Raw genomic sequence first — 26327 nt, forward strand, 5'->3', positions numbered from 1 at the left:
GCGCCGCACGCGGCTATTGTGGGCGGTCGGGCGCGGCCCGCCCGATCACGAATCCCTCGAAACCGGATCAACCCGCCGCTATGCGTCGACGGGCGAAGGAGCTTTCGGTGGACCACTCCAGCCACGGCCTCCTCCACTCGGGCAGCCAGACCGCCGTCTCCGAGCGGATGCGCGAGCTGCTGGCCCGCGCGGCCCAGGATCACGTCTACGAGCAGCGCACGCAGGGCGCCGTGTTCGACGAGATCCGCCAGCGTCTCGAAGGCATGGAATGGCTGCTCCGCGAGCTTCGCGAGCGTGGGCTCGGCGGCCTGTGCGGCATGATCGAGGCGGTGGGCGACCAGATCGACGCGCTCGCGGCGAAACCCCCGTCCTGGGCCGAGAGCCTCGCCCGGCACGTCGAGGCGGTCAGCGACCAGATCGACGCCGTCGGCGAGCGCGTGTACCGGCTCCAGGCGAGTATGGACGCCGCGGCCGGCCGCTTCACCCGGCTGGAGGGCCACCTGACCGACCTGGGCGCGCGGATGGCCGACATGGCCGCCACGCTCGGCACGGTCAGCACGAGGCTGGGCACGATCGACGGGCACCTGAGCCGCCACGACGACCGCTTCGACGTGGTGGAGGGCCGGATCGACGGCCGGTTCACCACCCTGGACGAGCGCCTGATCTCGACCGAGACGCGCCTCACCGGCCGCGTGGAGGCCGTGAGACGCCATGTGGAGGAGACAGGGCGCCGCCGCGGCGACGGCGCGGCCTCAGACGTGGATGGCCGTGATGGGGAGCGACGAGTCGGCCGGGATGTCCAGCGCTGACGGCCGGATCCCCGCGGCGACCAGCTCGGAGCCGAGCGCGGCCACCATGGCGCCGTTGTCGGTGCACAGCCCGGGACGAGGCACGCGGAGCCGCACGCCCGCCGCGTCGCAGCGCTCCTGGGCGAGCGCCCGCAGCCGCGAGTTGGCCGCCACACCGCCACCGATGAGCAGGTCCTTGACGTCGTAGCGACGGCACGCCTGGAGCGCCTTGCGGGTCAGCACGTCCACGACCGCCTCCTGGAAGGACGCGGCCACGTCGGCCACCGGGACCGTCTCCCCCGCCGCCGCGCGGGCCTCGACCCAGCGGGCGACGGCCGTCTTGAGGCCGGAGAACGAGAAGTCCAGGGTGCCGTCGTCGTACTTGCCGCGCGGGAAGGCGATGGCCGTACCCGAACCGGACGTGGCGGAACGGTCGATGTGCGGGCCGCCGGGGAAGGGCAGGCCGAGCACCCTGGCCACCTTGTCGAACGCCTCACCCGCGGCGTCGTCGACCGTGGAGCCCAGCGAGATCACGTCGTGCGCGACGTCGGGCACCAGCAGCAGCGACGAGTGGCCCCCGGACACCAGCAGGGCGATGGACGGCTTGGGCAGCGGCCCGTGCTCCAACTGGTCGACCGCGACGTGCGCGGCCAGGTGGTTGACCCCGTAGAGCGGCACACCCAGCCCCAGCGCGTACGCCTTGGCCGCGGCGACGCCCACGAGCAACGCCCCGGCCAGGCCGGGGCCCGCGGTGACCGCGACGGCGTCGACGTCGGAGAAGCGCAGGCCCGCCTTGGCCAGCGCGCTCTCCACGGTCGGGGCCATGGCCTCCAGATGCGCACGGGAGGCCACCTCGGGCACCACGCCGCCGAAGCGGGCGTGCTCCTCCATGCTGGAGGCGATCGTGTTCGCCAGCAGGGTGTGACCGCGGACCAGGCCGACACCCGTCTCGTCGCAGGACGTCTCGATCCCCAGGACGATCGGCTCGTCACGCATGCTCATGCGCCCCTTCTCTGAGGTTCCGCACCATCGTGATGGCGTCGGTTCCGTCGTCGTAGTAGTTCCGCCGGACGCCGAGCCGTTCGAACCCGAACCGCTCGTACATCGCCTGAGCGGGCGAGTTGTCCGACCGGACCTCCAGGAAGACCTCGCTCGCGCCGCGCCGCACCGCCTCGGCGAGCAGCTCGGTCAGCAGAGCGGCGCCGACACCGGACCTGCGGTGCCCAGCGAGGACGGCGATCGTCTGCACGTCGGCCTGGTCGGCCGCGGCCGCGAGCCCCGCGTACCCCACGATCTCGTCGTCGACCACGGCGACCACGTAGTGCCGGGTGCGCGGCTGGTCGTCGAGCTCGCCGCGCAACATGGCCTCGCTCCAGGCGTCGAGCGGGAACGTGATCCGCTCGATCTCGACCACGGAGGGAAGGTCAGCCACGGTCATCCGGCGCAGCACGGCGGTCACGCGGTCACCTTCTTGGGCGCCCCCGGAATCTGGGCGTCGGGCCTGCGCAGGTAGATCGGCCGCGCCGAGCCGAGGACGGCCAGCTCCCGTGCCTGCTCGACGGAGTCGATCCTGCCCTCGGGCACCCGGGCGAGCTCCGCGGCCCGCTCGGGGGTCAGCGCGGCCAGGTGCTCGGCGGCGAGCGCGGCCAGCGCCCCCGCCGAGGGGTACTCCGGATCGGCGACCCGGTCCGGCCCGATCGTCTCGGCGTACATCCGGGCGCCCGCGCCGATCACCGGCAACTCTCCCGGCAGGTCGTGCGGCCGGTCCACACGCGGCCCGTCCAGGCGGGTGCGCGCGTCGCCGTACCGCGCCCAGAAGACCTCCTTGCGCCGCGCGTCCGTCGCGACCAGGAAGGGTTCGCCGCGGCCGGAGGCGTAGGCGATCGCGTCGAGCGTGCAGACGCCGTACGCGTGGACGCCCACGGTCCCGGCCAGCGCGCTCGCGGTCATCAGCCCGACCCTGAGCCCGGTGTAGGGCCCCGGGCCCGACCCGGCGACGATCGCGGTCACATCGCGCAGAGAGGCGTCGCATTCACGGAGGACGTGTTCGATCGCGGGCGCGAGCAGCTCACCGTGGCGGCGGGCGTCGACTGTCGTCGACTCAGCCAGCACGCGGTCGCCGTCGTGCAACGCGGCCGTGACTGCGGGGGTAGCGGTATCCAGGGCCAAGACCAGCACAAAGGCCAAGCCTAGCCGTTGTCCGGTCTCCTCAGGCCCGTACGCCCGGGACCGGGGGCCTACGCGCGGGGGTCGCTCCCGGCCGGCGAGGCGTAGACGATGACGTTGTCGCGGTACTCGTGGTTGGCCCAGTCGAAGCTGCCGCCGCAGGTGACCAGGCGCAGGCCGTCCTCGGTGTACACGCGCTCGGCGGGGAAGTCGCTCTTGGGCACCCGCTCGACCGAGTCGACGCGGTATTCGGCCGTCTTGCCGTCGCTGCGCAGCACCTTCACCAGCTGTCCCTTCCGCAGCTCACGCAGCCGGTAGAAGACGGCGGGCGCGTTCTTCGTGTCCACGTGCCCGATGATCACGGAGGCCCCGCCGTCGCCCGGTACCGCGCTGCCGGTGTACCACCCGGCCGTCCCCGGCTTGTCGTACGGCGGGAGCTCGACGTCACCCTCGGAGGAGAGACCGAGCTTCATCAGCGGGGCCTTGAGCTTCAGCGCGGGGATGTCGATGCGCTTGGGCACGACCGTGGCGGCGCGAGGGGCGGGCTGCTCGTGGTCCTTGGCGCTCATCGCGAACAACGCCAGCCCGGTGGCGATCCCGGCCACGACCACCCACCGGGACGAACCGGCCAAACTCAGCCTCCCGCGCGCCTACGTGCCACACCGACGCCGATGCCGAGGGCCACCAGCAGGCCGACCGCGGTCGCGCCGACCGGCAGGCCGGAGTCCTCCTCGGGAGCGCCCGCCGCCGTGCCGCCGCCGCCCGCGTGCGGTGCCCGGGTGGGGATCTTCGTGGGGGTGGAGTCGGACGAGGATCCAGGGGTGACCTTCAGGGACGTGCTGCCGATGTCGTTGGTGGCCTCGCAGCGCACCTCGATCTTGTAGCCGCCCGGCTTCGCCTCCGCCCTGACGTTGGCGCCGCCGCGCACGTGGGGAACGCCCGGGGTGGAGCCCGGCGAGGGCGTGCCGGTCGGGGCGACCAGCGTCACCAGGCCGGTGAACGCGTCCGACCTGGCGGTCGCGCGGTAGTCGGTGCCCCCCTGGGGCAGCGGGCAGTAGGCCGTGATGTGGACGGTCCTGGTGGACCCGCCCTCGACCTTGGACGGATCGACCGTGACGCGGATGTCCTGGCGTGGAAGGGTCACCGAGGGCGACGGTTGCCCCGGCGTCAGGGTGATCGTGGGGGTGGCGCCGGCCGTCTGGGCCTCCGCCGTACAGCCGAGCCCGCCGAGCAGGACCATTCCCGTGACGGCGAGATGCCTGACCTTGATCATCCGACCACCCCTCCCACCCCGACCCTGTATACCCAGAAAATCTATGCCAATCCAGGGCTAAGGATCTTCATTCTTGGATGTTTCGGAATGATTCGGTGGGGCGCGGGAAACGCCCTGATCACCGTGCCCGGCGTTCCGGCGTCGGGGAGCGTCCCGCGGATCTCCGCGGACCTCGTGCCGGGAGGGGCGCTAGACCAGCGAGGCGGGGATCGCGGACCAGCGCCCGCCCACGCCGCGCAGCCGTACCCGCCGGTCCTCGCCCTCGGGGTCGCGCTCGATGACGATCTCGAGGCGGTCGTCGGCGAGGCCCTCGACGAGTCCCTCACCCCACTCGACGACGGTGACCGAGTCCTCCAGGGAGGCGTCCAGGTCGAGGTCGTCGACCTCCAGCGAGCCGCCGATCCGGTACGCGTCGGCGTGCACCAGCGCCGGGCCGCCGGAGAGCGAGGGGTGGACCCGCGCGATCACGAACGTCGGCGACGTGATCGGGCCGCGTACCTTGAGCCCCTCCCCGATGCCCTGCACCAGCGTGGTCTTGCCCGCGCCGAGCGGTCCGGTGAGCACCATCAGATCGCCGGGGCGCAGCAGCCCCGCGATCTCCGCGCCCAGCGCCCGCATCTCCTCGGTGGTACGGACGGTTCTCACGTGTCGCTCCTCCGTTCGCCCGGGCTCACCGGCCGCTCGCCTGACACTTCCATCGGTCACTGTACGGTCGCCGCGGGCTGACGTGCCGCGCCTCCGGCACGGCGCCATGCCCGTTCACGCCTCGTCGCGCTGTCCTCGCTTGATCAGCTCACGCAACGCGTCGTTGACGACGGCGGGGGTCTCCAGCTGCACCAGGTGCGACGCCGCGGGAATCGTGGTCAGCTGCGCGGTCGGCACGGCCGCCGCGATCGCCCGGCTGTGGTCGAGCGGGGTCAGCCAGTCGCGCTCGCCGACGATGATCGACGTGGGCACCTTGTTGAGCACGTCGAGCGCGGTCAGCTTGTCATGGGACATGAGCGCCGGGTAGAAGTCGGCTATCACCTCGGACGGCGTGGCCCTGATCATGGACTCGACGAAGTCCACCACGGTCGGACTGACGTTCCTGGAGTCGCCGAACCCGAGGTAGCGCACGGCGAGGAAGGCGACGTCGTTGCCCGCCTCGCGTCCCCGGTCGACCAGGGATCCGCGCTTGCGCATCACCGACACCGCCGACGGAACCGCCCTGTGCACGATCTTCGACACCAGCGCGGGAAGGCCGAGCGTGAGCTCGGCCAGCTTTCCCGCCGAGGTGGAGAGCAGCGCCACGCCCCGGACCTTGTCGTCGAACAGCTCCGGCCGCCGCTCGGCCAGCGCCATGATCGTCATGCCGCCCATGGAGTGGCCGACGAGCACGCACGGGCCGGGGACCAGCTCCTCCACCACCAGCGCCAGATCCTCGCCCAGGCGGTCGATCGTGCAGTCGCTCGGCTCGGCTCGCGCGGACAGGCCGTGGCACCGCTGGTCCCAGGTCACCAGCCGGTACGACTCACGCAGGTCACGCCGCTGGTAGTGCCAGGAGTCCGAGGCGAGGCAGTAGCCGTGGCACAGCACGACGGTGAGGGGGGCGTCCTCGGGGCCGTCGACCTCGGCGTGGATCATCACGCCGTCGGACGTCGTCAGCGCCACCTCGCGGCCGCGCAGCTCGCCGAATGGCTCGCTCGCCTCCAGGTCGGGGCGCAACCGGATCCGGCCCACGGCGTACCTCTTCGCCATGGCCGCCGCCGCCGCTCCCGCCGACGCGGCGCCCACCACGGCCCCGGCGATCCCGACCGTGCGGCGTGTGCTCATACCTGTTCTCCTCGTGACGGCGGCGCGCTGCGGGCCGACTCCACCTGATCCCGCTCGCCCGCGTAAACGCGCGGGACACGGGATCCGATCCTGGTCACGATCTCATGGGTGATCGTGCCGAGGGAATCCGCCCATTCCTGGCATGTGGCCTCGCCTCGCGTACCGGGACCGAAGAGGATCACCTCGTCGCCCTCACTGACCATGTCGTCGCCCGCGTCGACGACGAACTGGTCCATGCAGACCCGCCCGGCGATCCGCCGCCGCCGACCTGCGATCAGCACTTCCGCCTGGTTCGTGGCGGTCCGCATGATGCCGTCCGCGTATCCGAGGGGCACCAGCGCCAGCGTCGTCTCACGCTCCGTGACGTACAGGTGGCCATAGGAGACGCCGGAACCGGCCGCGACCCGCTTGGCCTGCGCGAGCCTCGCCACCAGCGTCATGGCCGGGCGCAGCCCGAACCCGCCCATCTCCGGAATGGGGCTCAGTCCGTACGCCGCGATGCCCGGGCGGACCATGTCGTACCGCGCCTGGGGCAGGGTGAAGGCGGCCGCGGAGTTGGCGATGTGGCGGATCGCGTCGCTCGGCACGCCCATCCCGTCGGCGATCCGCAGCGCCTCGTCGAACACGGCGAGCTGCGCGCCGATCGACGGGTGGCCCGGGATGTCGGCGCAGGCGAAGTGGGACCACATCCCGGCGATCTCGATGGCGCCCTCGGCCCGCGCGGCCAGCGCCGCCTCGATCAGCGCGGCCCACTCGGCCAGCGGCGCCCCGCCCCGGGACATGCCGGTGTCCACCTTGAGGTGCACCCGGACGGTACGGCCGGTGCGGCCGGCGGCGGCCACGATGTCGTCCAGCAGCCAGGGGGCGTTCGCGGACAGTTCCACGCCCTGGAGCGCGGCCTCCTCCAGCGGCTCGCCCGGGGTGATGAGCCAGGACAGGATCGGCGCGGTGACCCCGCCCGCGCGCAGGGCCAGCGCCTCGCGCACGAACGCGGTGCCCAGCCTCGTCGCACCGGCTTCCAGAGCCGCCTTCCCGCAGGGGACCAGGCCGTGGCCGTACGCGTCGGCCTTGACCGCGACCATGATGTCGGCGCCTGAAGCCCGCTCGGCGATGAGACCGACGTTGTGCCGGATCGCCGCGAGGTCGACCCTCGCCTCGGCGGGGGTCCGGACCTGGTCTTTCGCGTCCACGGTGATCTGGAGACTCATCGTTCCAGTCTGTCAGGTGATCCCGGTTGCTCGGGCCCGTTGCCCTCCCGCGTCACAGGGCGCGTACGGCCTCGGGCAGGGCTTCGGCCACGTCGAGGGCGGCGATCGGCGCCTCGCCACCCGGCCCGGAGTCACCGAGCCCGGAGCCTCCGGCGGCGCGGTCCGGCCCGGCCGCCGCGATCCGCGCCGCCAGCCCGTGCAGATAGGCGGCGCAGGAGGCGGCGTCGTAGCAGTTCAGTCCCCCCGCGAGCAACGCGCCCGCGATGCCGGAGAGCACGTCTCCCGTGCCGCCCGTGGCCAGCCACGGCGTCCCGGTGGAGTTGACCCGGACCGGCCGGTCCTCCTCGGCCACGAGCGTGGTGGACCCCTTCAGGAGCACGGTCGCCCCGAGCTCGGCCGCCGCGCGGCGCGCGTGCTCGATCCGCCGCGCCTCGATCCTCTCCCGCGGCACGTCGAGCAGCCGCGCCAACTCCCCGGCGTGCGGGGTGAGCAGGGTCGGTCCCGACCTGCGCAGCAGCGACCTGTCCGCGGCGACGTGGGTCAGCCCGTCGGCGTCCACGAGCACCGGGAGGTCGGTCGCCAGGATCTCCCTGACGATCGCGTGCGCCTCCCGCCCGGTGCCGAGCCCCGGCCCGACCACCCACGCCTGCACCCGTCCGACGCCGTCGAGCGGTCGTTCGGCTCCGGGGGTGAGCACCGTCGTCACGGCCTCCGGCCAGCGGGCCCTGACCTGCCGGACGGGCTCCTCGAAGCTCGCGAAGCGCACCATGCCCGCGCCCGCGCGTACAGCGCCGCCCGCCGCGAGCACGGCGGCTCCCGCGAACGTGTCGCTCCCCGCGGCGATCCCGATGACACCCCTGCGGTATTTGTCCGACTCCGGGGCGGGCTTCGGCAGCAGGTCGGCGACGTCGTCGCCGGTCAGCGCGGCCACGTCCGGGTCCGGGAGGTACGGCCCGAGCCCGATGTCCACCAGCTCCACCGCCCCGCAGAACGACGCTCCGGGATCGACGAGCAGCCCGTTCTTGTACGCGCCGAACGTCACGGTCGCCTGCGCCCTCACCACCGGCCCGTCCACGCGCCCGCTGCTCGCGTCCACCCCGCTCGGCACGTCGACCGCGATCACCACGCCCGGGGCGTCCGCCGTGAACCCGGCCAGCGTGCCGTACGGCTCGCGCAGCGCCCCCGTGCTCCCGATGCCGACCAGACCGTCCAGGACCAGGTCGGCGGCGCCGATCAGCTCCCGGGCCGGTCCCGGGGCGAACTCCACCGCCCTGCCGCCCGCGGCGCGCAGCGCGGCCAGGCCCTCCTGATGGGCGCGTGACCCGGCGAGGATCGCGTCCACCCGGGCGCCGCGCCGGGCCAGCCGGGCACCGGCGTACAGCGCGTCTCCCCCGTTGTCGCCGCTGCCGACCAAAAGGACCACGCGCGAGCCGTACACGCGGCCGCGCCTTTCGGCCAGGACCGGCGCGCACGCGGCGGCGAGCCCGGCGGCGGCCCGGCCCATGAGGGTCCCCTCCGGCAGCCGCGCCATCAGCGCCAGCTCGGCGGCCCGGATCTGGTCAGAGGTGTACGCGGTCCGCATGCGTCCGACCGTATCCCGGGGACGATCACGAAGGCGACGACCCCGCCGGGGCTACGACTCCGCGATCACGTAGGCGATGGCGACGCCTCCGTCGTGGGTCAGGGAGACGTGCCATCTCTTGACTCCGAGGGCGCGCGCCACGTCGGCGGCCGCGCCCGTGACCCGGATCATCGGCCGGCCGACCTCGTTCTTGACGACCTCGGCCTCGACGTGGCTGAGACCGGCCGGGCAGCCCAGCGCTTTGGCCACCGCCTCCTTCGCGGCGAACCTGACGGCCAGCGACTCGGTCCGCAGCTCGCGCTCCGCCTCGGTGAACAGCCGCTCCCGGAGTGCGGGGGTGCGCTCGAGCGTGGCGGCGAACCTGGCCATGTCGACGACGTCCACTCCGATTCCCACGATCACAGGGCGAGGCTACCCGCCGCCCGCGCGGCGCGCTCGCCGCCGTGTTCCCCGCCGTGCTCCCCGCCGCGTTCACCGCCGCGTTCACCGAACCCTGCGGCCTTCCCCGGAACCCGTGGTCGCAATCCACCGGTTTCGTCCACAGGCTGTGCACCGCTCCCGGCCGAAGACGTTTTCGACCGGCTGAGTAGGCTTGGCCGACGTGGCAGATGGAGACGCGTATGTCGAGCTCAGCCGTGCCCAGTGGCGGGATCTCCGCAAGAGCACGCCGCTGACCCTCACCGAGGCGGAGCTTTCGGACCTGCGCGGTGTCGACGATCCGATCGACCTCGCGGAGGTCACCGACATCTACCTGCCGCTCACCCGGCTGCTGAACCTGCACTTCACCGGGTCGCGCCAGCGCAGCGCCGCCGTTGGGGCCTTCCTCGGCGAGCGCGACGAGCGCGTGCCGTACGTGCTGGGCATCGCGGGGAGCGTGGCGGTCGGCAAGTCGACCACGGCGAGGGTGCTGCACGCCCTGCTGGCCCGCTGGCCCGAGCACCCTCGGGTCGACCTGATCACGACCGACAGTTTCCTCCACCCCAACAAGGTGCTGGAAGAGCGCGGGATCATGCACCGCAAGGGTTTCCCGGAGAGCTACGACCGGCGGGCGCTGGTGAAGTTCGTCGCCGACGTCAAGGCCGGCAACCCGTCGGTGACCGCCCCGGTCTACAGCCACCTGGAGTACGACATCGTGCCCGGGGCGGCGCAGACGGTGCAGCGGCCCGACATCCTCATCGTCGAGGGCCTCAACGTGCTGCAGCCCGCGCCGCCCACGTCCCTCGCCGTGTGCGACTACTTCGACTTCTCCATCTACGTGGACGCCCGCATCGAGGACATCAGGGACTGGTACGTCGACCGCTTCCACAAGCTGCGCCGTACGGCCTTCGCCGACCCGAAGTCCTACTTCGCGCACATCGCCGAACTGTCGTACGACGAGGCCACCGTGTTCGCCAGGAACGTGTGGCGTGACATCAACGAGCGCAACCTCGTCGACAACATCGCCCCCACGCGGGGCCGGGCCGGGCTGATCCTGCGCAAGGGACCCGACCACTCCATCAGCCGGATCCGGCTGCGCCGTACATAATCGTCGTCGTGCTGCACCTGCGCGTGATCAGCCCGGCCGACCGTACGGACCGGGTGCTGGAGACGATAGAGCGGGCGACCGGCGTCGCCAACGTCGTGCTGATGCCGAAGGCCGCGCGTCGACCGGCGGGTGACGTGCTGCTGTTCGACGTCGCGCGCGAGGCCGCGAACGACCTGATCGAGGAGCTGAAACGCCTCGGCCTGGAGGAGGACGGCTCGATCGCGATCGACAACATCGAGCTGTCGATCTCGCGCGCCGCCGAGGAGGCGGAAGAGCAGGCCCCCGGCGAGGGCGACGACGCGGTCATCTGGGACCAGCTCGCCCAGCGGGTGACCGCGGACTCCCGGATCACCTGGGCGTTCCTCGCCTTCCTCGCGATCGCCACGCAGATCGCCGGCATCGGCGTGCTCATCCCCTCGCAGATCCTCATCGTCGGCGCGATGGTGCTCGGCCCGGAGTTCGGCGCGGTGGCCGCCGTCTGCTTCGGGCTACTGCGGCGGGACCCGCGGCTGATCGCCGTCGCGTCCCGGACGCTGGTCGTCGGATTCGCCGTCGCCATCGCGGTCACGTTCGCCTGCGCGTTCGTGTCGCGCGCCATCGGCTGGGTCACCCTCGACATGCTCCAGCACAACGACGAGGTGCGGTTCATCGTCACGCCGGACAAGTGGTCGTTCATCGTCGCCCTGCTGGCGGGCGCGGCCGGGGTGCTCTCGATCACCGCGGGCAAGTCCTCGGCCCTGGTCGGCGTCTTCATCTCGGTCACCACGGTGCCCGCCGCCGGATACATGGCCGTCGCGATGGCGCTCGGCCGCTGGGACGCGGTCGGCCACTCGCTCGCCCAGCTCGCCGTCAACATCGCCGGCATGGTGGCCGCGGGCACCGCCACCCTGCTCGTCCAGCGGTTCCTCTGGCACCGGTACGGCCGCCGGATACCGATCGTCGCCGACGTACATCACGAGCATGAGCACGAGCATGAGCACGAGCACGACCGGCGGCTCGGCACCCGCACCCGCACCGGCACCGGCACCGGCACCGGCACCGGCACCTGAAGACGAGGCGGCCCCGCCACGGTATGACGCGCGGTTCCTCCTCCTGATGGAGGACCGGGCCGGTGTCACGGGGGTAGTCTCCGGATCATGACAATCCTCGCAACCGAGGGTCTGACCAAGCGTTTCCCCCGCGTGACGGCACTCGACCGGCTCACGGTCACGGCCGGGACCGGCGTCACCGGGCTCGTCGGCGCGAACGGCGCCGGGAAGTCCACGCTGATCAAGATTCTGCTCGGCCTGCTCCCGCCGACGTCCGGCCGGGCCGAGGTGCTCGGCATGGACGCCGCCACGCACGGCGCGGAGATCCGCCGCGCCGTGGGCTACATGCCCGAGCACGAGTGCCTGCCACCCGACGTGTCCGCCACCGAGTTCATCGTGCACATGGCCCAGATGTCCGGCCTGCCGCGCACCGCCGCCCGCGAGCGCGCGGCCGACATCCTGCGGCACGTCGGCCTGCACGAGGAGCGCTATCGCCCGATCGGCGGCTACTCCACGGGCATGCGGCAGCGGGTCAAACTGGCTCAGGCCCTCGTCCACGATCCCCGACTCGTCTTCCTGGACGAGCCGACCAACGGTCTCGACCCGCAGGGCCGCGACGACATGCTCGCGCTGATCCGGCGCATCGGCACCGAGTTCGGCATCAGCGTGCTGGTGACCTCCCACCTGCTCGGCGAGTTGGAGCGGGTCTGCGACCACGTCATCGTGATCGACGGGGGCGCGCTCCTGCGCTCGTCCGCGATCGGCGAGTTCACCCAGGCCACGCAGGCCATCGCCGTGGAGGTGGAGGAGGGACTCGAACCCCTCGCGGCACGGCTGGCCGAGCTCGGCGAGGCGGTGGCCGTACAAGGACGCGTCCTGACCGTCCAGGTCCGCTCGGAGGACACCTTCGACGCCGTACGCGACGCCGTCTGCGATCTCGACCTCAACCTCGTCCGGCTCGAACAGCGTCGCGGCCGCATCGAGGACGTCTTCAGGGAGCCGGCCGCATGACCGAGCAGACCGCGATCATCCACGACATCGGCTACCGGCACTACGAGGGACCCCGGCTCGGCCGCGGGAGCGCCGCGCTGGCCCTCGCCGTGCACAGCCTGCGCGGCGTCTTCGGCCTCGGCCGGACGACCCGCTCCAAGATCATTCCGTTCCTGCTCGTGGCGATCATGCTGCTGCCCGTGGTGGTGTCGATCGCCGTCATGGCCCTGCTGAAGCAGAACGCGATGGGCTATCCCTCGTACGCCGTGACCATGCAGGCGGTGCTCGCCATCTTCCTCGCGGCGCAGTCGCCGTACCTGGTGGCTCCCGACCTTCGGTTCCGCGTCCTGCCGCTGTACCTGTCCCGGCCGGTGACCGTGCTCGACTACGTCGGCGCGAAGCTGGCGGCCATGACGGTCGCGCTGTTCCTGCTGCTGGCCGTCCCGCTGACCGTGCTGTACGCCGGGGAGCTGCTGGTGGACCTCCCCGGTCCGCCGCACACCCGCGACTACATCGCCTCGATGGTGTGCGCGCTCCTCGCCGCCGTGCTGCTCGCCTCGATCGGCCTGGCCCTCGCGTCGTTCACGCCGAGGCGTGGGCTCGGGGTCGCGTCGGTGATCGCGTTCTACCTGTTCACCTCGGCGGTCTCCGCGGTGTTCTTCGGCGTGCTCCTGTCGGTCGGCAGGGACGCCGCCGCCAAGTGGGCCCTGCTGGTCAACCCGTTCTTCCTCATCGACTCCGTACAGGTGGCGCTGTTCGGCACCGAGCCGTCCAACGGCGAGGGCTACCCCGCGGGACCGTGGCCGGCGCTCATCCTGGTGGCCGTGATCGCCCTCGCGCTGACCGGACTCATCATGCGCTACCGGAAGGCGGCCTCCTCATGACGGTCACCACCGTTCCCGCCGTCGCCACCCGTGAGGGCGTCGTGGAGCTGACCCGGGTCTCCCGCTGGTACGGCAACGTCGTCGCGGTCAACGACGTCACGATGACGATCGGACCCGGCGTCACCGGCCTGCTCGGCCCCAACGGCGCGGGAAAGTCCACGCTGCTGCACATCATGGCCGGATTCCTCGCCCCGTCGAACGGCACCGCCACGCTGACCGGGCAGCCGATCTGGCGCAACCACGGCATCTACCGCCAGATCGGCCTGGTGCCGGAGCGGGAGGGCGTCTACGGCTTCCTGACCGGGTGGCAGTTCGTGCTGTCCGCCGCGCGGCTGCACCGGCTGCCGGATCCGGCGGGGGCCGCCACGCGCGCCCTCGACCTCGTCGAGATGACCGACGCCAAGGACCGCAGGATCGAGACGTACTCCAAGGGCATGCGGCAGCGGGTCAAGGTGGCGGCCGCGCTGGTCCACGACCCGCGGGTGCTGCTGCTCGACGAGCCGTTCAACGGCATGGACCCCCGCCAGCGGCTCCACCTGATGGAGCTCGTCAGGCGGATGGGCGCCGAGGGCCGGACCATCCTGTTCAGCTCGCACATCCTGGAGGAGGTGGAGCGGGTCGCCGAGCAGATCGAGGTCATGGTCGCCGGCCGGCACGCCGCCTCCGGCGACTACCGCGAGATCCGCAGGCGGATGACCGACCGCCCGCACCTGTTCCGGGTCCGCTCCAGCGACGACCGCCGGCTCGCCGCCGCGCTGATCGCCGACCCCTCGTCCGGGGCGGTCTCCCTGACGGAGAACGGGCTTGAGGTGCAGGCGCTCGACTTCGCCCGCTTCACGCGACTGCTCCCGAGGGTCGCCCGCGACACGGGGGTCCGCCTCTGGCAGGTGTCCCCCACCGACGAGGACCTGGAAAGCGTCTTCTCCTACCTCATCCAGCCCCGTGCGTGATCAGACCGGGACCGCCCGGACGAACACGCGGAAACGTATCTCACCGGACTCCATTCGCGAGCGTGCGAAGGACTGCCGGAGCAGTCGAGCGGAGCGAGACCAATGAACACCGTCGTAGCTGACATCACGTACCGGGCGATGCTCGGCCGCAAGCGGATCCTGCTGCTCGTGCTGCTGCCGCTCGCCCTGATCGGCGTCGCCGGGCTGCTCCGGCTGATCGGGGGGTCCAGCGAGGACACGGCCGTGACGCTGATGAAGACGTTCGCGATCGGCACGATCCTGCCCCTCCTCGGGCTCATCGCCGGGACCGGCGTGATCGCGCCCGAGATCGAGGACGGCACGATCATGCATCTGCTGTCCAAGCCGATCTCCCGGCCAGTGATCACTTTCACGAAGTTCGTGGTGGCCGCCTCGCTGATGGCGGTGTTCGCCGCCGTGCCCACGTTCATCGCGGCGTTCCTCGTGGTGCGGACCGAGTCGGGCGTCGCGTACGGCTTCGCCCTCGGCGCCCTGTTCGCCGGCGTCGCGTACGCGGCGGTGTTCCTTCTTCTCGGCGTGGTGACCCGGCACGCGGTGACGGTGGGAGTCATCTACGCCCTGGTATGGGAGGGCCTGGTGGGCGGCTACGTGCCCGGGGCGCGCAAGTTCTCCATCCAGCAGTGGGCCCAGTCGATCGCCGACCAGGTGTCGTCGTCCGCGTTCTTCAAGGCGGACGTCCCGATCGGCTTCGCCGTACCCGCGATGGTCATCGTGACCGTCGTCGCCCTGCTGATCGCCGGACAGCGCCTGCGCGGGTTGTCCCTGACCGGCGACGAGTGACCTCGGCCGGAAACGCGTGTGGCCTCCGCCGGACGGCGGAGGCCACACGCGTTCACAGACTCACGCGCAGCAGGTACGGACGACCTCGGCGAGATGGTTGGCGACGGCCTCGGCCTGGTCGTGCGACCCGGCCTCGACCATGACCCGGACCATGGGCTCGGTACCGCTCGGCCGGATCAGGACCCGGCCCCCGTCACCCAGCTCGGCCTCCGCCTCCGCGACGGCGGCGGCCAACTCGGCCGAGGACCGCGCCTTCGCCTTGGAGACGTCCCGCACGTTGACGAGCACCTGCGGCAGCTTCGTCATGACGGAGGCGAGATCGGACAGCGAGGCGCCCGACTTAGCCACCCGCGCGAGCAGGTGCAGCGAGGTGAGCAGGCCGTCACCCGTGGTGGCGTGGTCGAGCATGATCACATGCCCGGACTGCTCACCGCCGAGGATGAAGCCGCCCGCCTGCATCGCCTCCAGGACGTACCGGTCGCCCACGGCGGTCTCCACCATGGTCAGCCCGACGTCCCGCATCGCGATCTTGAAGCCCAGGTTGGACATCACGGTCGCCACGACGGTGTCCTTGACCAGCCGCCCCTCGGCGTGCATGCCGGCGGCGAGGACGGCCATGATCTGGTCGCCGTCGATCTCCTCGCCCTTGGCGGTGACGGCGAGGCAGCGGTCCGCGTCGCCGTCGTAGGCGATGCCGACGTCGGCCCCCCGCTCGACGACGGCCTTCTTGAGCTCGCCCAGATGGGTGGAGCCCACGCCGTCGTTGATGTTCAGCCCGTCCGGAGCCGCGCCGATGGTCTCGACCGCGGCCCCCGCGCGCAGGAGCGCTTCGGGAGCCACCATGTGGGCGGCGCCGTGAGCGCAGTCGACGACGACCCGCAGGCCGTCGAGGGAATGCGGCAGGGTGGCGAGCAGATGCGAGACGTAACGGTCGGCCTCGCCGTACGCCTCACGGACCCGGCCGACGGCGGCGCCGACCGGCCGGTCCCACTTCTCGCCGAGCCGCTCCTCGATCTCGTTCTCCACGGCGTCGGGCAGCTTGAAGCCGCCACGGGCGAAGAACTTGATCCCGTTGTCCGGGGCGGGGTTGTGCGACGCGGAGAGCATCACCCCGAGGTCGGCCCCGAGAGCTGAGGTCAGGTACGCGACCGCCGGGGTGGGCAGCACGCCGAGCCGAAGCACATCCACGCCAGACGACGCGAGGCCGGCGACCACCGCGGCCTCCAGGAACTCTCCTGAGGCGCGCGGGTCCCGGCCTACGACGGCGATCGGGCGGCCGCGCCGCCCGACGCTCGCGTGGAACGCCCCGGCATCGCCGAGGACATGAGCAGCCGCCACGGACAGGTCCATGGCGAGCTCGGCGGTGAGGTCGCGACCCGCGACCCCACGTACCCCGTCGGTGCCGAAAAGGCGCCCCCTGAAGGAGTCGCTTGCGGGCTCCGGAGACACTGCTAACGCTTGCTGTACTGCGGAGCCTTGCGGGCCTTCTTGAGGCCGTACTTCTTCCGCTCCTTGGCCCGGGCGTCACGGGTCAGGAAGCCGGCCTTCTTGAGCGGAGGCCGGTTGGTCTCGGCGTCCAGGATGGCGAGCGCGCGGGACAGGCCCATGCGCAGGGCGCCGGCCTGGCCGGTCACGCCGCCGCCGTCGATGCGGGCGATGATGTCGAACTGGTCCTCGGCGCCGAGCGTCACGAAGGGCTCGTTGACGATCTGCTGGTGGACCTTGTTCGGGAAGTAGGTGTCCAGCGAGCGGCCGTTGATGGTCCACTTGCCGGTGCCCGGCACGATGCGGACGCGGGCCACGGCCTCCTTGCGGCGGCCGGTGCCGTACGAGTTGCCCGTGGTGATGGGGCGGCGCACGGGGGCGTCAGCGCTGGGCGCGGACTCGGTGGTGTACTCGGAAGGGAACTCCTCGGACGAGAATTCGTCCTGCTCGCCCTCGACGAGCGTCTCGATACCGTTGGGCTCGGCCACGGTTCTCCTCTTACTTTCCTGGCTCGGCGATTACTGGGCGATCTGGCTGATCTGGAAGGACACCGGCTTCTGGGCCTGGTGCGGGTGCTCGGATCCGGCGTAGACCTTGAGCTTCTTCGCCATCTTCCGGCCGAGGGCGTTCTTGGGGAGCATCCCCTTGACGGCCTTCTCCACGGCGCGGTCCGGGCGCTTCTCCATGAGCTCGCCGTAGGTCACGGAACGCAGACCGCCCGGGTAACCCGAGTGACGGTAGGCCTTCTTCTGCTCGAGCTTGTTGCCGGTCAGGGCCACCTTGTCGGCGTTGATGACGATGACGAAGTCACCGGTGTCGACGTGCGGGGCGAAGATCGGCTTGTGCTTGCCGCGGAGCAGGGTCGCGACGTGGCTGGCCAGCCGGCCGAGCACGACGTCGGTGGCGTCGATGACGTACCACTGACGTTCGACGTCGTTGGGCTTGGGTGAGAACGTGCGCACGGCAGTGCCTTCTGTCGGAAATGTGAACTCACGGTAGGTTGCGCAGACACGGCGGCAACCTCCCGTCTCCACATGCATGGGAGAAGACGCCGGACGCGCCGTGCACGGGTCGCCAAGGACCAGTGCACACAACGAATCAGCAGGTTACCCGCCCCAGCGCCTCAGGTCAAAACGCGCCGCCCGGAACGGGGGCCGGAACGCCGGGACACGGAAATCCAATCCCTCAGTCCCCTTCATCCTCATCGCCTCACATCCCTATATTTGACTGCGGTATGTGGCAGACCCCTCACACCCGGCACCCCCAACGGACGCCCCGGCGCGGCGCTCACGTTGGCCTGCTCGCCTGCGCTGTCACACTTCTGCTCGCCGGCGTCGTCATCGGCAGGGTCAGCTCCCGGAGCGGTGTCGACGAGGTCTACCTCCGCAACTCCGAACCCACGCCTTCACCCACGAAGACCTCGGGGCCGTCGCCGCGGAACCGTCCGCCGCTCGACCACGTGGCGCGGGCCGGCGAGCCGCCCGCGGCCGCCCAGGCGACCCCGACGACCAGGCCGCCCACCAGGAAACCGTCCACCATGATCGACGGCTCGGACGGCGGATCGCAGTGGAACACCTTCGCCCCCGGGTACGGCGACGAGTCCGGCGCCGCCGGAGGCGGGACAGGCGGTGACACGGGGGGCACGGACGGCGGAACGGCCGCTCTCACCAGCCTGGAGTCCGAGGTCATCCGGCTGGCGAACGCCGAACGCCGCCAGCGGGGCTGCGCCCCCATGCGGATCGACAAGCGCCTCGTCCGGTCGGCCCGGCAGCATTCGCGGGAGATGGCCGCGAGCAACGCGTTCGAGCACGCCTCGCCGGACGGCCGCTCACCGTGGGACCGCATGGAAGCGGCGGGTTACCAGGACGGCGGCGCGGAGAACATCGCCCGGGGTTACCACACCGCCCGCGAGGCGATTCAGGGCTGGATGGCCAGCAGCGGTCATCGGCGCAACATCCTCAACTGCAGCCTGGTCGCGACCGGTGTGGGGGTCGACATGGGGCCTGGTGGACCCTGGTGGACCCAGGACTTCGGTTATTCCTGACTTTCCTCATGTGCTGGGATACGCGGCTAATCTCAGCGCATGGGTTATCCCGGCGACCAGCCATACCGCCAGCCGTACCTCCCGCAGGGCGAGCCGCCGACCACCGACCGTCCCACCGAGCGCCGCCAGGCGCCGTACGGACCCGCGTCCGGCCAGGACGCCGCGGCGTTCGACCCATGGCGCCGGCCGCAGCGGGACGGCGCGCAGCAGGCGCGGCCGCAATCGGGAGGCTGGGAGCCGGGCGGGCAGCCCGAGAGCGGGCAGGGCGGAACCTGGGGACCGGGGCCGTCGCAGCCAGACGGCGCGGCCGGAGGCCGGGGGCCTGGAGGCACTCCGTCGGGCGGCCCGGACACCGGCGCGCAACCGGGCGCCTCGCCTTGGGGGCCGGGAGGCGCGCAACCGGGAAGCCCGCTGAGCGAGAGCCGTCGGCCGGAGGGGGCACCCGCCGGTTCCGCCCCCGGCGCGGTCGGCGCGACCGGTCAGGCCGGAGGTTCGCAGCCGGGCGATTTCGCGGTGGGCGGTCCGCAGGGCGGTGGATTCGCGCCGGGCAGTCCACAGAGCGGCGGTTTCGCCCCCGGAAGCCCCCAGGGCGGCGGATTCACCCCCGGAAGCCCCCAGGGCGGTGGATTCGCCCCCGGAAGCCCCCAGGGCGGCGGATTCGCCTCAGCCAGTCCGCAGGGTGGCGGTTTCGCGCCCGGAAGCCCGCCGCCGGGCGGGCAGCCCACCGGACATCCGCAGCCGGGTGGCCCCGAGAGCGGCGGTTCCCTCCCCGGGGATCCGCTCGGCCGGCAGTCGCCCGCCTCCGGGGAACCGCCTCGCGCCGAACGGCGCGCCGCCGCCGAGTCGTCGGAACCGCCGTGGGACCCCTACGGACCGGTCCCCTTCTGGCGGCGCCCTCTCGTGCTCGCCCTGGCCGGTCTCGCGCTGATCGCCGCCCTCTTCGCGGGTCTGTGGGTCGCGGCGAGCCGCGAGCAGCCGGTCCGCGCGGTTCCCACGCCCACACCGACGCCCATGGTCTCCACCGGCCCCACGAGCAAGTACGGCTACGCGGGCTCGCGCACGACCGACAAGTCCCCGCTCACCGCCACGGAACTCTTCGGCCAGAAGAAGGTCACCAGCGGCACCCGGTCCTACCTCCGGACAAAGGTCAACAAAGAGAAGAAGTGCGCCGACGGCGTGTCCGGTACGAAGATCACGAAGGCTCTCAAGGACGGCCGCTGCACGCAGCTCATCCGCGCCAGCTACCGGGACTCCAAGGGCACGATCATCGGGACGGTCGGCGTCGCCAACCTCAAGACCACCACCGCGGCCAAGAAGGTGGCGTCCGCCGGCGGCGGCAAGGAGCGGCAGGACTTCCTCAAGCCGCTGCCGGGCACCGACGACATCACCAAGTTCCTCGGGACGGGCGACGCGTACGCGGGCGGCTGGATCCACGGCCACTACACCGTGCTGCTGTGGTTCCAGTTCAAGGACGGCCACAACCCGAGCAAGACCGAACTCAAGCGCCTCTACCAGGCAGCCATGGACATCACGGAGAAGACCGTCTTCCCTGCTCTCGACACGAGGTCCCTGACCGGAGGACGCAGCTGATCCGCGAAACCATCTTTCCGCCGATCTTTCTGGACAAACACCTCCCGGGGGCTGCGCACAAACGCCCATAGCGGCACGACGATCTCGTCTACGCCGATACGCTTCCGCATATGCGTGGCCAGGATCCCGTTTCCGAGCACGAACACGGCGCCGACGGCTCGACGGCACCCGCTGTGCCACCGCCGAGCTTCGGCCATCCCGACGAGACAGCCGGTGACGTACCCGGCGAGACACCGTCGGGCTACGACTGGTTCGCCCGCCCCCACGACGCGGCGGACGAGCCTGCGTCGCCCGAGGGATCGCGGAACACCACCCCCGGTGGTGCCCCGTCCGGTCAGGACACCGCCGACGCGGGACAGGCGTCCCGCTCGCGTGCCGAAACCGTCCACGAGAGCACCCACGACCTCACGTCCGACGCCGTCCGTGACGCGCGGGAAAGTCCCGAGCGTCCGGGAGCGGTGACCCCCGGTGGAACTCCTCGCCCGGCCGGAACCGGGCCCATGGAGAGCGCGGCCGGAGAGCCGCCCTGGTCCCCATGGGCGCAGGCGAGCCGGCCCACCGGGGAACGGCCCGCGGAGCAGGCGCCGTCCCCGGCCGAGACCCCGCAGTGGGGTCCGCCGCCCGCTTTCGGCGCGGTCACCGAACCCACCGCGACCGCTCGGCCGGACGGCCGGGGCACGGCACCCCAAGGAACGCCGGCACCCGCTGAACCGCAGGCATCGCAGGGAACACCGGCACCGCAGGAAAGCGGCCGCTCGTTCCGGGAGAATCCCGAGCGGGATCAGTTCGAGACCATCGACTTCCCCGCGATCGACGTCACCAAGCCGTGGGTTCCCCCCACCGGCCAGGGACGTCCCGGCTCGTGGAACGCCGGGGCCGCGCGGTCGGGCGCCCAGCCGTCGCCTTCCGGCAACCAGCCGCCTCCCAGCACGCAGCCGTCGGCTTCCGGCAACCAGCCTCTCCCCGACACCCAGCAGTCGCCTGCCGGCAGCGAGGAGAGCACGTACGGCACGCCGGGTGGCACTCGTCCGGCACCTCCCACCACGCCCCATACGGCTCCGCCGCCCAGGCCACCCGCGCCGCCCGTCGCACCCACGCCGACTCCGGCCGCCGCATCCCCCATGCATCCGGCGCCTCGGACCGTGCCCATGTCGCCGCCCGGGCCTGCTCCCCTCCCCGCCGAGCGGCAGGGCCAGGGAACGGCACAGCCCTCCCAGGCCGACGAACCTTCGGAGCGCGGAGTGGAAGCGCTACCGGACGACCGGGGACGGCCAGAGGAGCACCTCGACGCCCAACAGGACGCGACGCGCCCGCGAGAGCGCCCCGACGAACTCACCGCCCGTACGACATCCAGCGACGCCGAGCGGCTTGGTGGCCCTCGCGGGCCCCGCGGTCCCGAATCCGGGACGTCCGGTGACCGTCGCCGGCTCGGCGGCCCGGAATCCGGGAAGGTCGACCACGCCGGAGATGAGGCCGGAGAGGCCGGGCAACCAGGTGACTTCGGAGCCTGGCACGAGCAGGCGTCGGCCATGGCCACTTGGTCGGCCTCGGCGGTCCGCGACGACCTGTCCGGCGACACTCCGGCCGAGCCCGCCCCCGGCCCCGCGGCCCGGCCTGGTTCACCGCCCGGTGCCGCGCCCGTGGAAGCGGAGCCCGCGTCTCCCCCGGGAGCGGGGCCCTGGCCGGAGCGGGAGCCGATTCCGACGGGCACCGCGGAACCGGTCGCGACACCGGGACCGGTCACCGACGCGGACCCGAAGGAGCGCCCGCTTCCCACGGCGGCCCATGACCTGGCGAATGACCCCGGCCACGACCCGGCACATGACCCCGGCCATGACCCGGCGCATGACCCCGGCCATGACCCGGCGCATGACCCGGCGCATGACCCGGCCGCGCCGGAACGGCCCGCCCATCTCTCTGAGCAGGCTTCGCCGGTGACCCGCGAGCAGGGACCGACCGTTCCTCTCAGGCCGCCCGCTCCCCGGGAGGCTCCTGCCCGGTCCTTCAGGCCCGCGGAGCCCGGTGACGTCCCCGTGTGGCCGCCCAGGCTGCCCGGTGAGGCGACCCCGGCGCCCGACGCGCCCCTGAGCGGCGCACGGGCACCCTGGCCGCCGGACGAGTCCCCTGCCCCGGACGCCCCCGGAACCGCCGCGCGTGCCGACGCCACCGAACCCGGATCCACCGCTCCCGGGGAGGACCCCGAGGGCGAGCATTCTGACGACCACTCCCGGCCACCCGCCGACGCGGACACCGGCGACCCGGCGGACGGCGAATCCTTCCCGCCCCAGCCTCCGGAGGCTTCCGGCGAACCGCCGCTGGCCCGGCCTCTGCCCGGCGTCTCGGATCTCACACCGCCCTCTCAGGGCGAGGCCGTGGGTCCCCGGCAACCCGGCACGGCGTACGACTCGGGCCCGGACCAGGACTCCGGCTCCCCGAACGGACACGGCCAGGCCGACGAGACCCCCGGACCGCGTCAGCCGGTCGGACTCCAGGCCGAAGCGGCGGGCCACCAGCACCTTCCGGCCCGTTCGGGCCCGGCGTCGCCGCCCATGCCGGTCATGCCGGTCATTCCTTCGCCGAGCCCCGTACTGCTCGCGTCAGAACAGGGCCGGCCTCCCGGCGACCTTCCGGTCCCGTTCGTCCCACCGCCCGCTCCGCCCGCCAGGCGCTCCTCCGGCACAGGCAAGAAGATCCTGCTCGGCGCCGGCACGGGAATCGTTGTGGTGGCCATCGGCGCCGCCGCCTTCCTGGCGTACACCGGGCAACCCGAGGACGCGTCGGCCGCCGGCGCGCCCCCGAAGACCAGCGGCGCCCCCGCGGCCACCACCCCGGCGGCACAGCCGAGCACGAGCACGAGCGCGAGTGGCGGCACGAACGTGAACACCGCGGCCCCACTCGACTCGGAGGAGACCGACCCGCGCAAGCTCACCCTGGCCGAGACGTTCCCGGACGCGCGGATCACCCTCGCCGGGCGCAGCTTCAAACGGGTCAAGGTCAGCATGACCGACAGCTGCGAGCAGGCGGCGGCGGGCACCTTCGCCGACGCGCTGAAGCAGCAGGAGTGCCGCAGGGTCCTCCGGGCCACCTACGTGGACGCCAAGCAGCACTACGCGGTGACCACCGGAATCGCGGTGCTGCCCACCAAGGACGCGGCCCTCGCGGTCGACAAGGCCAAGAACCTCAGCGGCAACCTCTGGTTCCGCGGGCTCAACGGCGACACGGGCAGCGGCGCCGAGCGCGTGGCGATCTCCGGCGGCTACGCCGCGGGCATGGTGTGGGGTCGCTACATCGTGTTCAGCTACGCGACCTACGCCGACGGCCACACGCCGGGCGCCAAGGAACAGGATCTCGGCCCGGTCAGCGGTGCGTTCCGCGACCACACCGCCGAGGTGATCGGCAAGCGCGTCACGCGCTGAGCGTGCGCACCCGGCGCGTCGCCATGGCGCGCCGGGCCAGTTCCTCGCCCACCGGGTAGCGAACCTCCTCCAGCGTCAGCCCGAGCGCCGGAGCCACGTGCACCCCGGACTCCCGTACGGCCCTCGACAGCACCAGACCCGGCCATTCGACGGGCTGCCTGCCCTCCCCGACCGCGAGCAGGGAGCCCACCAGGGCGCGGACCATGGAATGGCAGAACGCGTCCGCGACGACGGTCGCCCGGATGATCCCGTCCTCGCCCCGCGACCAGTCGAGCCGCTGGAGTTCGCGTATCGTCGTGGCGCCCTCGCGCTTCTTGCAGAACGCGGCGAAGTCATGCTCGCCGATCAGCCGCCCGGCCGCGGCGTTCAGCAGATCGACGTCGAGCGACCTGTTGTGCCACAGCACCTCGCGCCGCCGCAGCGGGTCGGTCCCACCGGGAGCGTCACAGACGCGGTAGACGTATCGCCGGAACAGAGCGGAGAATCGCGCGTCAAACCCCTCAGGAGCCACTGAGACGGCATAAACGCGTACGTCCTGGGGCAGAACACCCGCCAGCCGTCTGGTCAGCGCAGCGAGCCAATGAGCGCCTTTGGCACGCCAGGCGTCCTCGGGGTCGGTCTCCGGATCACGCTGCCGGTGCCGGGCCGTGTCGGCGACCGCGAGCCGGGAAAGCGCGAGATCCACGTGCGCCACCTGCCCCCGGGCGTGCACCCCCGCGTCCGTACGGCCCGCCACGGTCAGTTGAGGAGCCGGATCGAGCCGGAGGATGCGGCCCAGCGCGCCTTCCAGCTCTCCCTGGACGGTTCGCCGCTCCGGCTGCCGCGCCCAGCCGGAGAAGTCGGTGCCGTCATAGCCCAGATCGAGCCTCAGCCGAACTTCTCGGTCCACGTCCATCCTCCCGTACGGCAGGCGACCAGCCGTACCTGAAACGAAGAGCGGGCCCAGCGATCCCGGAAGGGACGCTGGACCCGCTCACAGGCTGTTGATCAGCACAGGCCCCTGATCAGGCCTCGTCCTTCTTGGCCTCGGCCTCGGGGGTCTCCGCCTCGGCGGCCGGAGCCTCAGCAGCCGGAGCCTCGGCGGCCGGGGTCTCGGTGACCTCCTCGGCCGGGGCGGCCGGAGCGGCCTCGGCAGCGGCGGCCGGACGCGAGACGGTGACCGGGCTCAGCTGCTCGCTCACCAGCTCGATGACCGCCATGGGGGCGGCGTCGCCCTTACGCGGGCCGAGCTTGGTGATGCGGGTGTAGCCACCGGGACGCTCGGCGAAAGTCGGCGCGATCTCGGTGAAGAGGTGGTGGACGACGCCCTTGTCGCGGACGACCGTCAACACCTGGCGACGGTTGTGCATGTCGCCCTTCTTCGCCTTGGTGATCAGCTTCTCCGCGAGCGGGCGAAGACGCTTGGCCTTGGCCTCGGTGGTGCGGATCCGGCCGTGCTGGAACAGCTGGGTGGCGAGGTTCGCCAGGATCAGCCGCTCGTGCGCCGGGCCGCCGCCGAGACGGGCGCCCTTGGTGGGCTTGGGCATGTCGTTTCTCCTTGAGAGACAACCCGCTCCGGCCGTGTCAGGTACCGAAGTCGGGGCGGCGGGCTCCTGCGAGCCCGCCTTGAGCGAATCAGTGGTTCAGCAGGCACCCCGACTGATCGGGGATGCCTTCCGGCCGCCGGGACAGCGGTGTGCCCACTGTCCCGGTGCCGGCTCGGCCGGAATGCGACCTAGTACTGCTCGGTCTCGATGAAGCCGCCGTCCTCGTCGTCGTACCCGCCGCCGGCGACCGCGCTGGGGTCGAATCCGGGCGGGGAGTCCTTGAGGGCGAGGCCCATCTCGTGCAGCTTCTGCTTGACCTCTTCGATCGACTTCGCACCGAAGTTGCGGATGTCGAGCAGGTCCTGCTCGCTGCGGGCGACGAGCTCACCCACGGTGTGGATGCCCTCGCGCTTGAGGCAGTTGTAGGAGCGGACCGTGAGGTTCAGCTCCTCGATCGGCAGCGCCAGGTCGGCGGCCAGGGCCGCGTCGGTCGGCGACGGGCCGATGTCGATGCCCTCGGCCTCGACGTTCAGCTCGCGCGCCAGGCCGAACAGCTCGACCAGGGTCTTACCCGCCGAGGCGACCGCGTCGCGCGGCTTCATCGACGGCTTCGTCTCGACGTCCAGGATCAGCCGGTCGAAGTCCGTGCGCTGCTCGACACGGGTCGCCTCGACCTTGTAGGTGACCTTGAGGACCGGGGAGTAGATGGAGTCGATCGGAATCCGGCCGATCTCCTGGCCCGGCTGCTTGTTCTGGGCCGCGGAGACGTAGCCCCGACCGCGCTCGACGGTCAGTTCCATCTCCAGCTTCGCCTTGCCGTTCAGCGTGGCGATGTGCAGGTCGGGGTTGTGCACCTCGACACCGGCCGGAGGCGCGATGTCGGCGGCGGTGACCTCACCCGGGCCCTGCTTGCGCAGGTACATCACGACCGGCTCGTCGTGCTCAGACGAGACGACCAGCGACTTGAGGTTCAGGATAATGTCGGTGACGTCTTCCTTGACCCCCGGCACGGTCGAGAACTCGTGCAGCACGCCCTCGATGCGGATGCTGGTGACCGCCGCCCCCGGGATCGAGGACAGCAGCGTGCGCCGCAGCGAGTTGCCGATGGTGTAACCGAAGCCCGGCTCCAGCGGCTCGATGACGAACTTGGACCGGTGCTCCTCGAGCGACTCCTCCAGGAGGCTCGGGCGCTGTGCGATGAGCATGTGGGTTCTCCCCTGATTTCCGGGACGATTCCACCG

At 71.9% G+C, this 26327-nt stretch carries 26 protein-coding genes; 10 read left to right on the forward strand and 16 right to left on the reverse strand.

From position 1 onward, the window contains the following. Positions 1-107: 107 nt before the first annotated feature. The gene (locus IMZ11_RS27100; protein ID WP_228645261.1) at positions 108-809 is read left to right on the forward strand and encodes a hypothetical protein; all 702 of its coding nucleotides are present in this window, start codon (positions 108-110) and stop codon (positions 807-809) included. Here IMZ11_RS27100 and tsaD read toward each other — a convergent pair. The 10 genes from tsaD to IMZ11_RS27150 form a co-directional block, all read right to left on the reverse strand. Beyond that, positions 753-1790 (reverse strand): tRNA (adenosine(37)-N6)-threonylcarbamoyltransferase complex transferase subunit TsaD, encoded by a 1038-nt coding sequence (tsaD, locus tag IMZ11_RS27105; protein ID WP_228645262.1) that lies wholly within the window; start codon positions 1788-1790, stop codon positions 753-755. The genes IMZ11_RS27100 and tsaD overlap by 57 nt on opposite strands. Then, positions 1777-2247: a ribosomal protein S18-alanine N-acetyltransferase gene (gene rimI, locus IMZ11_RS27110; protein WP_228645263.1), complete on the reverse strand. Its 471-nt coding sequence runs from the start codon at positions 2245-2247 to the stop codon at positions 1777-1779. The genes tsaD and rimI overlap by 14 nt, the downstream gene beginning before the upstream one ends. Further along, a complete protein-coding gene (gene tsaB / locus IMZ11_RS27115) occupies positions 2244-2966 on the reverse strand; it encodes a tRNA (adenosine(37)-N6)-threonylcarbamoyltransferase complex dimerization subunit type 1 TsaB (RefSeq protein WP_228645264.1) in 723 nt (240 codons plus the stop codon). Before tsaB ends, rimI begins: the two co-directional genes overlap by 4 nt. A gap of 59 nt (positions 2967-3025) precedes the next feature. Then, positions 3026-3586: a class F sortase gene (locus IMZ11_RS27120; RefSeq protein ID WP_228645265.1), complete on the reverse strand. Its 561-nt coding sequence runs from the start codon at positions 3584-3586 to the stop codon at positions 3026-3028. Between the two features lie 2 nt (positions 3587-3588). After that, complete coding sequence (locus IMZ11_RS27125) at positions 3589-4227, reverse strand: hypothetical protein (RefSeq protein ID WP_228645266.1); 639 nt, start codon at positions 4225-4227, stop codon at positions 3589-3591. A gap of 189 nt (positions 4228-4416) precedes the next feature. Next, entirely contained in the window at positions 4417-4872 is a 456-nt protein-coding gene (tsaE, locus tag IMZ11_RS27130) for a tRNA (adenosine(37)-N6)-threonylcarbamoyltransferase complex ATPase subunit type 1 TsaE (RefSeq protein ID WP_228645267.1), read from the reverse strand. 114 nt (positions 4873-4986) lie between these two features. Further along, positions 4987-6039, reverse strand: a complete 1053-nt coding sequence (locus IMZ11_RS27135; RefSeq protein ID WP_228645268.1) for an alpha/beta fold hydrolase — start codon at positions 6037-6039, stop codon at positions 4987-4989. Continuing rightward, positions 6036-7247 (reverse strand): alanine racemase, encoded by a 1212-nt coding sequence (gene alr / locus IMZ11_RS27140; RefSeq protein ID WP_228645269.1) that lies wholly within the window; start codon positions 7245-7247, stop codon positions 6036-6038. The genes IMZ11_RS27135 and alr overlap by 4 nt, the downstream gene beginning before the upstream one ends. Positions 7248-7299: 52 nt before the next feature. Beyond that, positions 7300-8829: an NAD(P)H-hydrate dehydratase gene (locus tag IMZ11_RS27145; protein WP_228645270.1), complete on the reverse strand. Its 1530-nt coding sequence runs from the start codon at positions 8827-8829 to the stop codon at positions 7300-7302. 51 nt (positions 8830-8880) lie between these two features. After that, positions 8881-9231: a holo-ACP synthase gene (locus IMZ11_RS27150; RefSeq protein ID WP_061253250.1), complete on the reverse strand. Its 351-nt coding sequence runs from the start codon at positions 9229-9231 to the stop codon at positions 8881-8883. Between the two features lie 199 nt (positions 9232-9430). On the opposite strand from IMZ11_RS27150, the gene coaA reads away from it, so the two are divergent. The 6 genes from coaA to IMZ11_RS27180 all read left to right on the forward strand — a co-directional run bounded on the left by coaA (position 9431) and on the right by IMZ11_RS27180 (position 15025). Continuing rightward, on the forward strand, positions 9431-10354 hold the full coding sequence (gene coaA / locus IMZ11_RS27155; RefSeq protein ID WP_228645271.1) for a type I pantothenate kinase: 924 nt from the start codon (positions 9431-9433) through the stop codon (positions 10352-10354). Between the two features lie 8 nt (positions 10355-10362). Then, positions 10363-11403 carry a DUF389 domain-containing protein gene (locus tag IMZ11_RS27160; RefSeq protein ID WP_228645272.1) on the forward strand — a complete coding sequence of 347 codons (1041 nt, stop codon included), beginning with the start codon at positions 10363-10365 and terminating at the stop codon, positions 11401-11403. Positions 11404-11490: 87 nt separating this feature from the next. Then, positions 11491-12393, forward strand: a complete 903-nt coding sequence (locus IMZ11_RS27165) for an ABC transporter ATP-binding protein (RefSeq protein WP_228645273.1) — start codon at positions 11491-11493, stop codon at positions 12391-12393. Next, complete coding sequence (locus IMZ11_RS27170) at positions 12390-13256, forward strand: ABC transporter permease (RefSeq protein WP_228645274.1); 867 nt, start codon at positions 12390-12392, stop codon at positions 13254-13256. The genes IMZ11_RS27165 and IMZ11_RS27170 overlap by 4 nt, the downstream gene beginning before the upstream one ends. After that, entirely contained in the window at positions 13253-14206 is a 954-nt protein-coding gene (locus IMZ11_RS27175; RefSeq protein ID WP_228645275.1) for an ABC transporter ATP-binding protein, read from the forward strand. The genes IMZ11_RS27170 and IMZ11_RS27175 overlap by 4 nt, the downstream gene beginning before the upstream one ends. A gap of 102 nt (positions 14207-14308) precedes the next feature. Continuing rightward, positions 14309-15025, forward strand: coding sequence for an ABC transporter permease subunit (locus IMZ11_RS27180; protein WP_228645276.1), 717 nt, complete (start codon positions 14309-14311; stop codon positions 15023-15025). Between the two features lie 60 nt (positions 15026-15085). Here IMZ11_RS27180 and glmM read toward each other — a convergent pair whose 3' ends face one another. From glmM to rplM, 3 genes are read right to left on the reverse strand one after another with little or no spacing between them, the layout of a single operon-like run. Then, positions 15086-16474 carry a phosphoglucosamine mutase gene (gene glmM / locus IMZ11_RS27185; RefSeq protein ID WP_228645277.1) on the reverse strand — a complete coding sequence of 463 codons (1389 nt, stop codon included), beginning with the start codon at positions 16472-16474 and terminating at the stop codon, positions 15086-15088. 2 nt (positions 16475-16476) lie between these two features. Beyond that, on the reverse strand, positions 16477-16998 hold the full coding sequence (gene rpsI / locus IMZ11_RS27190; RefSeq protein WP_228645278.1) for a 30S ribosomal protein S9: 522 nt from the start codon (positions 16996-16998) through the stop codon (positions 16477-16479). A 30-nt stretch (positions 16999-17028) separates the two neighbouring features. Then, positions 17029-17472 carry a 50S ribosomal protein L13 gene (gene rplM, locus IMZ11_RS27195; RefSeq protein WP_061253243.1) on the reverse strand — a complete coding sequence of 148 codons (444 nt, stop codon included), beginning with the start codon at positions 17470-17472 and terminating at the stop codon, positions 17029-17031. Between the two features lie 272 nt (positions 17473-17744). On the opposite strand from rplM, the gene IMZ11_RS27200 reads away from it, so the two are divergent. From IMZ11_RS27200 to IMZ11_RS27210, 3 genes are all read left to right on the forward strand, one after another. Then, on the forward strand, positions 17745-18554 hold the full coding sequence (locus IMZ11_RS27200) for a CAP domain-containing protein (RefSeq protein WP_228645279.1): 810 nt from the start codon (positions 17745-17747) through the stop codon (positions 18552-18554). 39 nt (positions 18555-18593) lie between these two features. After that, positions 18594-20144, forward strand: a complete 1551-nt coding sequence (locus IMZ11_RS27205; protein WP_228645280.1) for a hypothetical protein — start codon at positions 18594-18596, stop codon at positions 20142-20144. A gap of 110 nt (positions 20145-20254) precedes the next feature. Beyond that, complete coding sequence (locus IMZ11_RS27210) at positions 20255-23560, forward strand: hypothetical protein (protein ID WP_228645281.1); 3306 nt, start codon at positions 20255-20257, stop codon at positions 23558-23560. Here the strand turns inward: IMZ11_RS27210 and truA are convergent. From truA to IMZ11_RS27225, 3 genes are all read right to left on the reverse strand, one after another. Then, positions 23550-24455 (reverse strand): tRNA pseudouridine(38-40) synthase TruA, encoded by a 906-nt coding sequence (truA, locus tag IMZ11_RS27215; protein ID WP_228645282.1) that lies wholly within the window; start codon positions 24453-24455, stop codon positions 23550-23552. The genes IMZ11_RS27210 and truA overlap by 11 nt on opposite strands. Before the next feature lie 109 nt (positions 24456-24564). Then, a complete protein-coding gene (rplQ, locus tag IMZ11_RS27220) occupies positions 24565-25086 on the reverse strand; it encodes a 50S ribosomal protein L17 (RefSeq protein WP_228645283.1) in 522 nt (173 codons plus the stop codon). 188 nt (positions 25087-25274) lie between these two features. Continuing rightward, a complete protein-coding gene (locus IMZ11_RS27225; protein ID WP_061253237.1) occupies positions 25275-26291 on the reverse strand; it encodes a DNA-directed RNA polymerase subunit alpha in 1017 nt (338 codons plus the stop codon). Positions 26292-26327: the final 36 nt, after the last annotated feature.

The organism is Microtetraspora sp. AC03309 (assembly GCF_020826795.1).
In the GTDB taxonomy this organism is placed as follows: domain Bacteria; phylum Actinomycetota; class Actinomycetes; order Streptosporangiales; family Streptosporangiaceae; genus Microtetraspora; species Microtetraspora glauca.

What these genes read in the sequence shown, in the direction of transcription:
- tsaD (WP_228645262.1), bottom strand. Translation starts at nt 1,790, where the DNA reads ATGAGCATGCGTGACGAGCCGATCGTCCTGGGGATCGAGACGTCCTGC.
- IMZ11_RS27125 (WP_228645266.1), bottom strand. Translation starts at nt 4,227, where the DNA reads ATGATCAAGGTCAGGCATCTCGCCGTCACGGGAATGGTCCTGCTCGGC.
- IMZ11_RS27135 (WP_228645268.1), bottom strand. Translation starts at nt 6,039, where the DNA reads ATGAGCACACGCCGCACGGTCGGGATCGCCGGGGCCGTGGTGGGCGCC.
- alr (WP_228645269.1), bottom strand. Translation starts at nt 7,247, where the DNA reads ATGAGTCTCCAGATCACCGTGGACGCGAAAGACCAGGTCCGGACCCCC.
- IMZ11_RS27145 (WP_228645270.1), bottom strand. Translation starts at nt 8,829, where the DNA reads ATGCGGACCGCGTACACCTCTGACCAGATCCGGGCCGCCGAGCTGGCG.
- IMZ11_RS27165 (WP_228645273.1), top strand. Translation starts at nt 11,491, where the DNA reads ATGACAATCCTCGCAACCGAGGGTCTGACCAAGCGTTTCCCCCGCGTG.
- IMZ11_RS27170 (WP_228645274.1), top strand. Translation starts at nt 12,390, where the DNA reads ATGACCGAGCAGACCGCGATCATCCACGACATCGGCTACCGGCACTAC.
- IMZ11_RS27175 (WP_228645275.1), top strand. Translation starts at nt 13,253, where the DNA reads ATGACGGTCACCACCGTTCCCGCCGTCGCCACCCGTGAGGGCGTCGTG.
- IMZ11_RS27180 (WP_228645276.1), top strand. Translation starts at nt 14,309, where the DNA reads ATGAACACCGTCGTAGCTGACATCACGTACCGGGCGATGCTCGGCCGC.
- IMZ11_RS27200 (WP_228645279.1), top strand. Translation starts at nt 17,745, where the DNA reads ATGTGGCAGACCCCTCACACCCGGCACCCCCAACGGACGCCCCGGCGC.
- IMZ11_RS27205 (WP_228645280.1), top strand. Translation starts at nt 18,594, where the DNA reads ATGGGTTATCCCGGCGACCAGCCATACCGCCAGCCGTACCTCCCGCAG.
- IMZ11_RS27210 (WP_228645281.1), top strand. Translation starts at nt 20,255, where the DNA reads ATGCGTGGCCAGGATCCCGTTTCCGAGCACGAACACGGCGCCGACGGC.
- truA (WP_228645282.1), bottom strand. Translation starts at nt 24,455, where the DNA reads ATGGACGTGGACCGAGAAGTTCGGCTGAGGCTCGATCTGGGCTATGAC.
- rplQ (WP_228645283.1), bottom strand. Translation starts at nt 25,086, where the DNA reads ATGCCCAAGCCCACCAAGGGCGCCCGTCTCGGCGGCGGCCCGGCGCAC.
- IMZ11_RS27225 (WP_061253237.1), bottom strand. Translation starts at nt 26,291, where the DNA reads ATGCTCATCGCACAGCGCCCGAGCCTCCTGGAGGAGTCGCTCGAGGAG.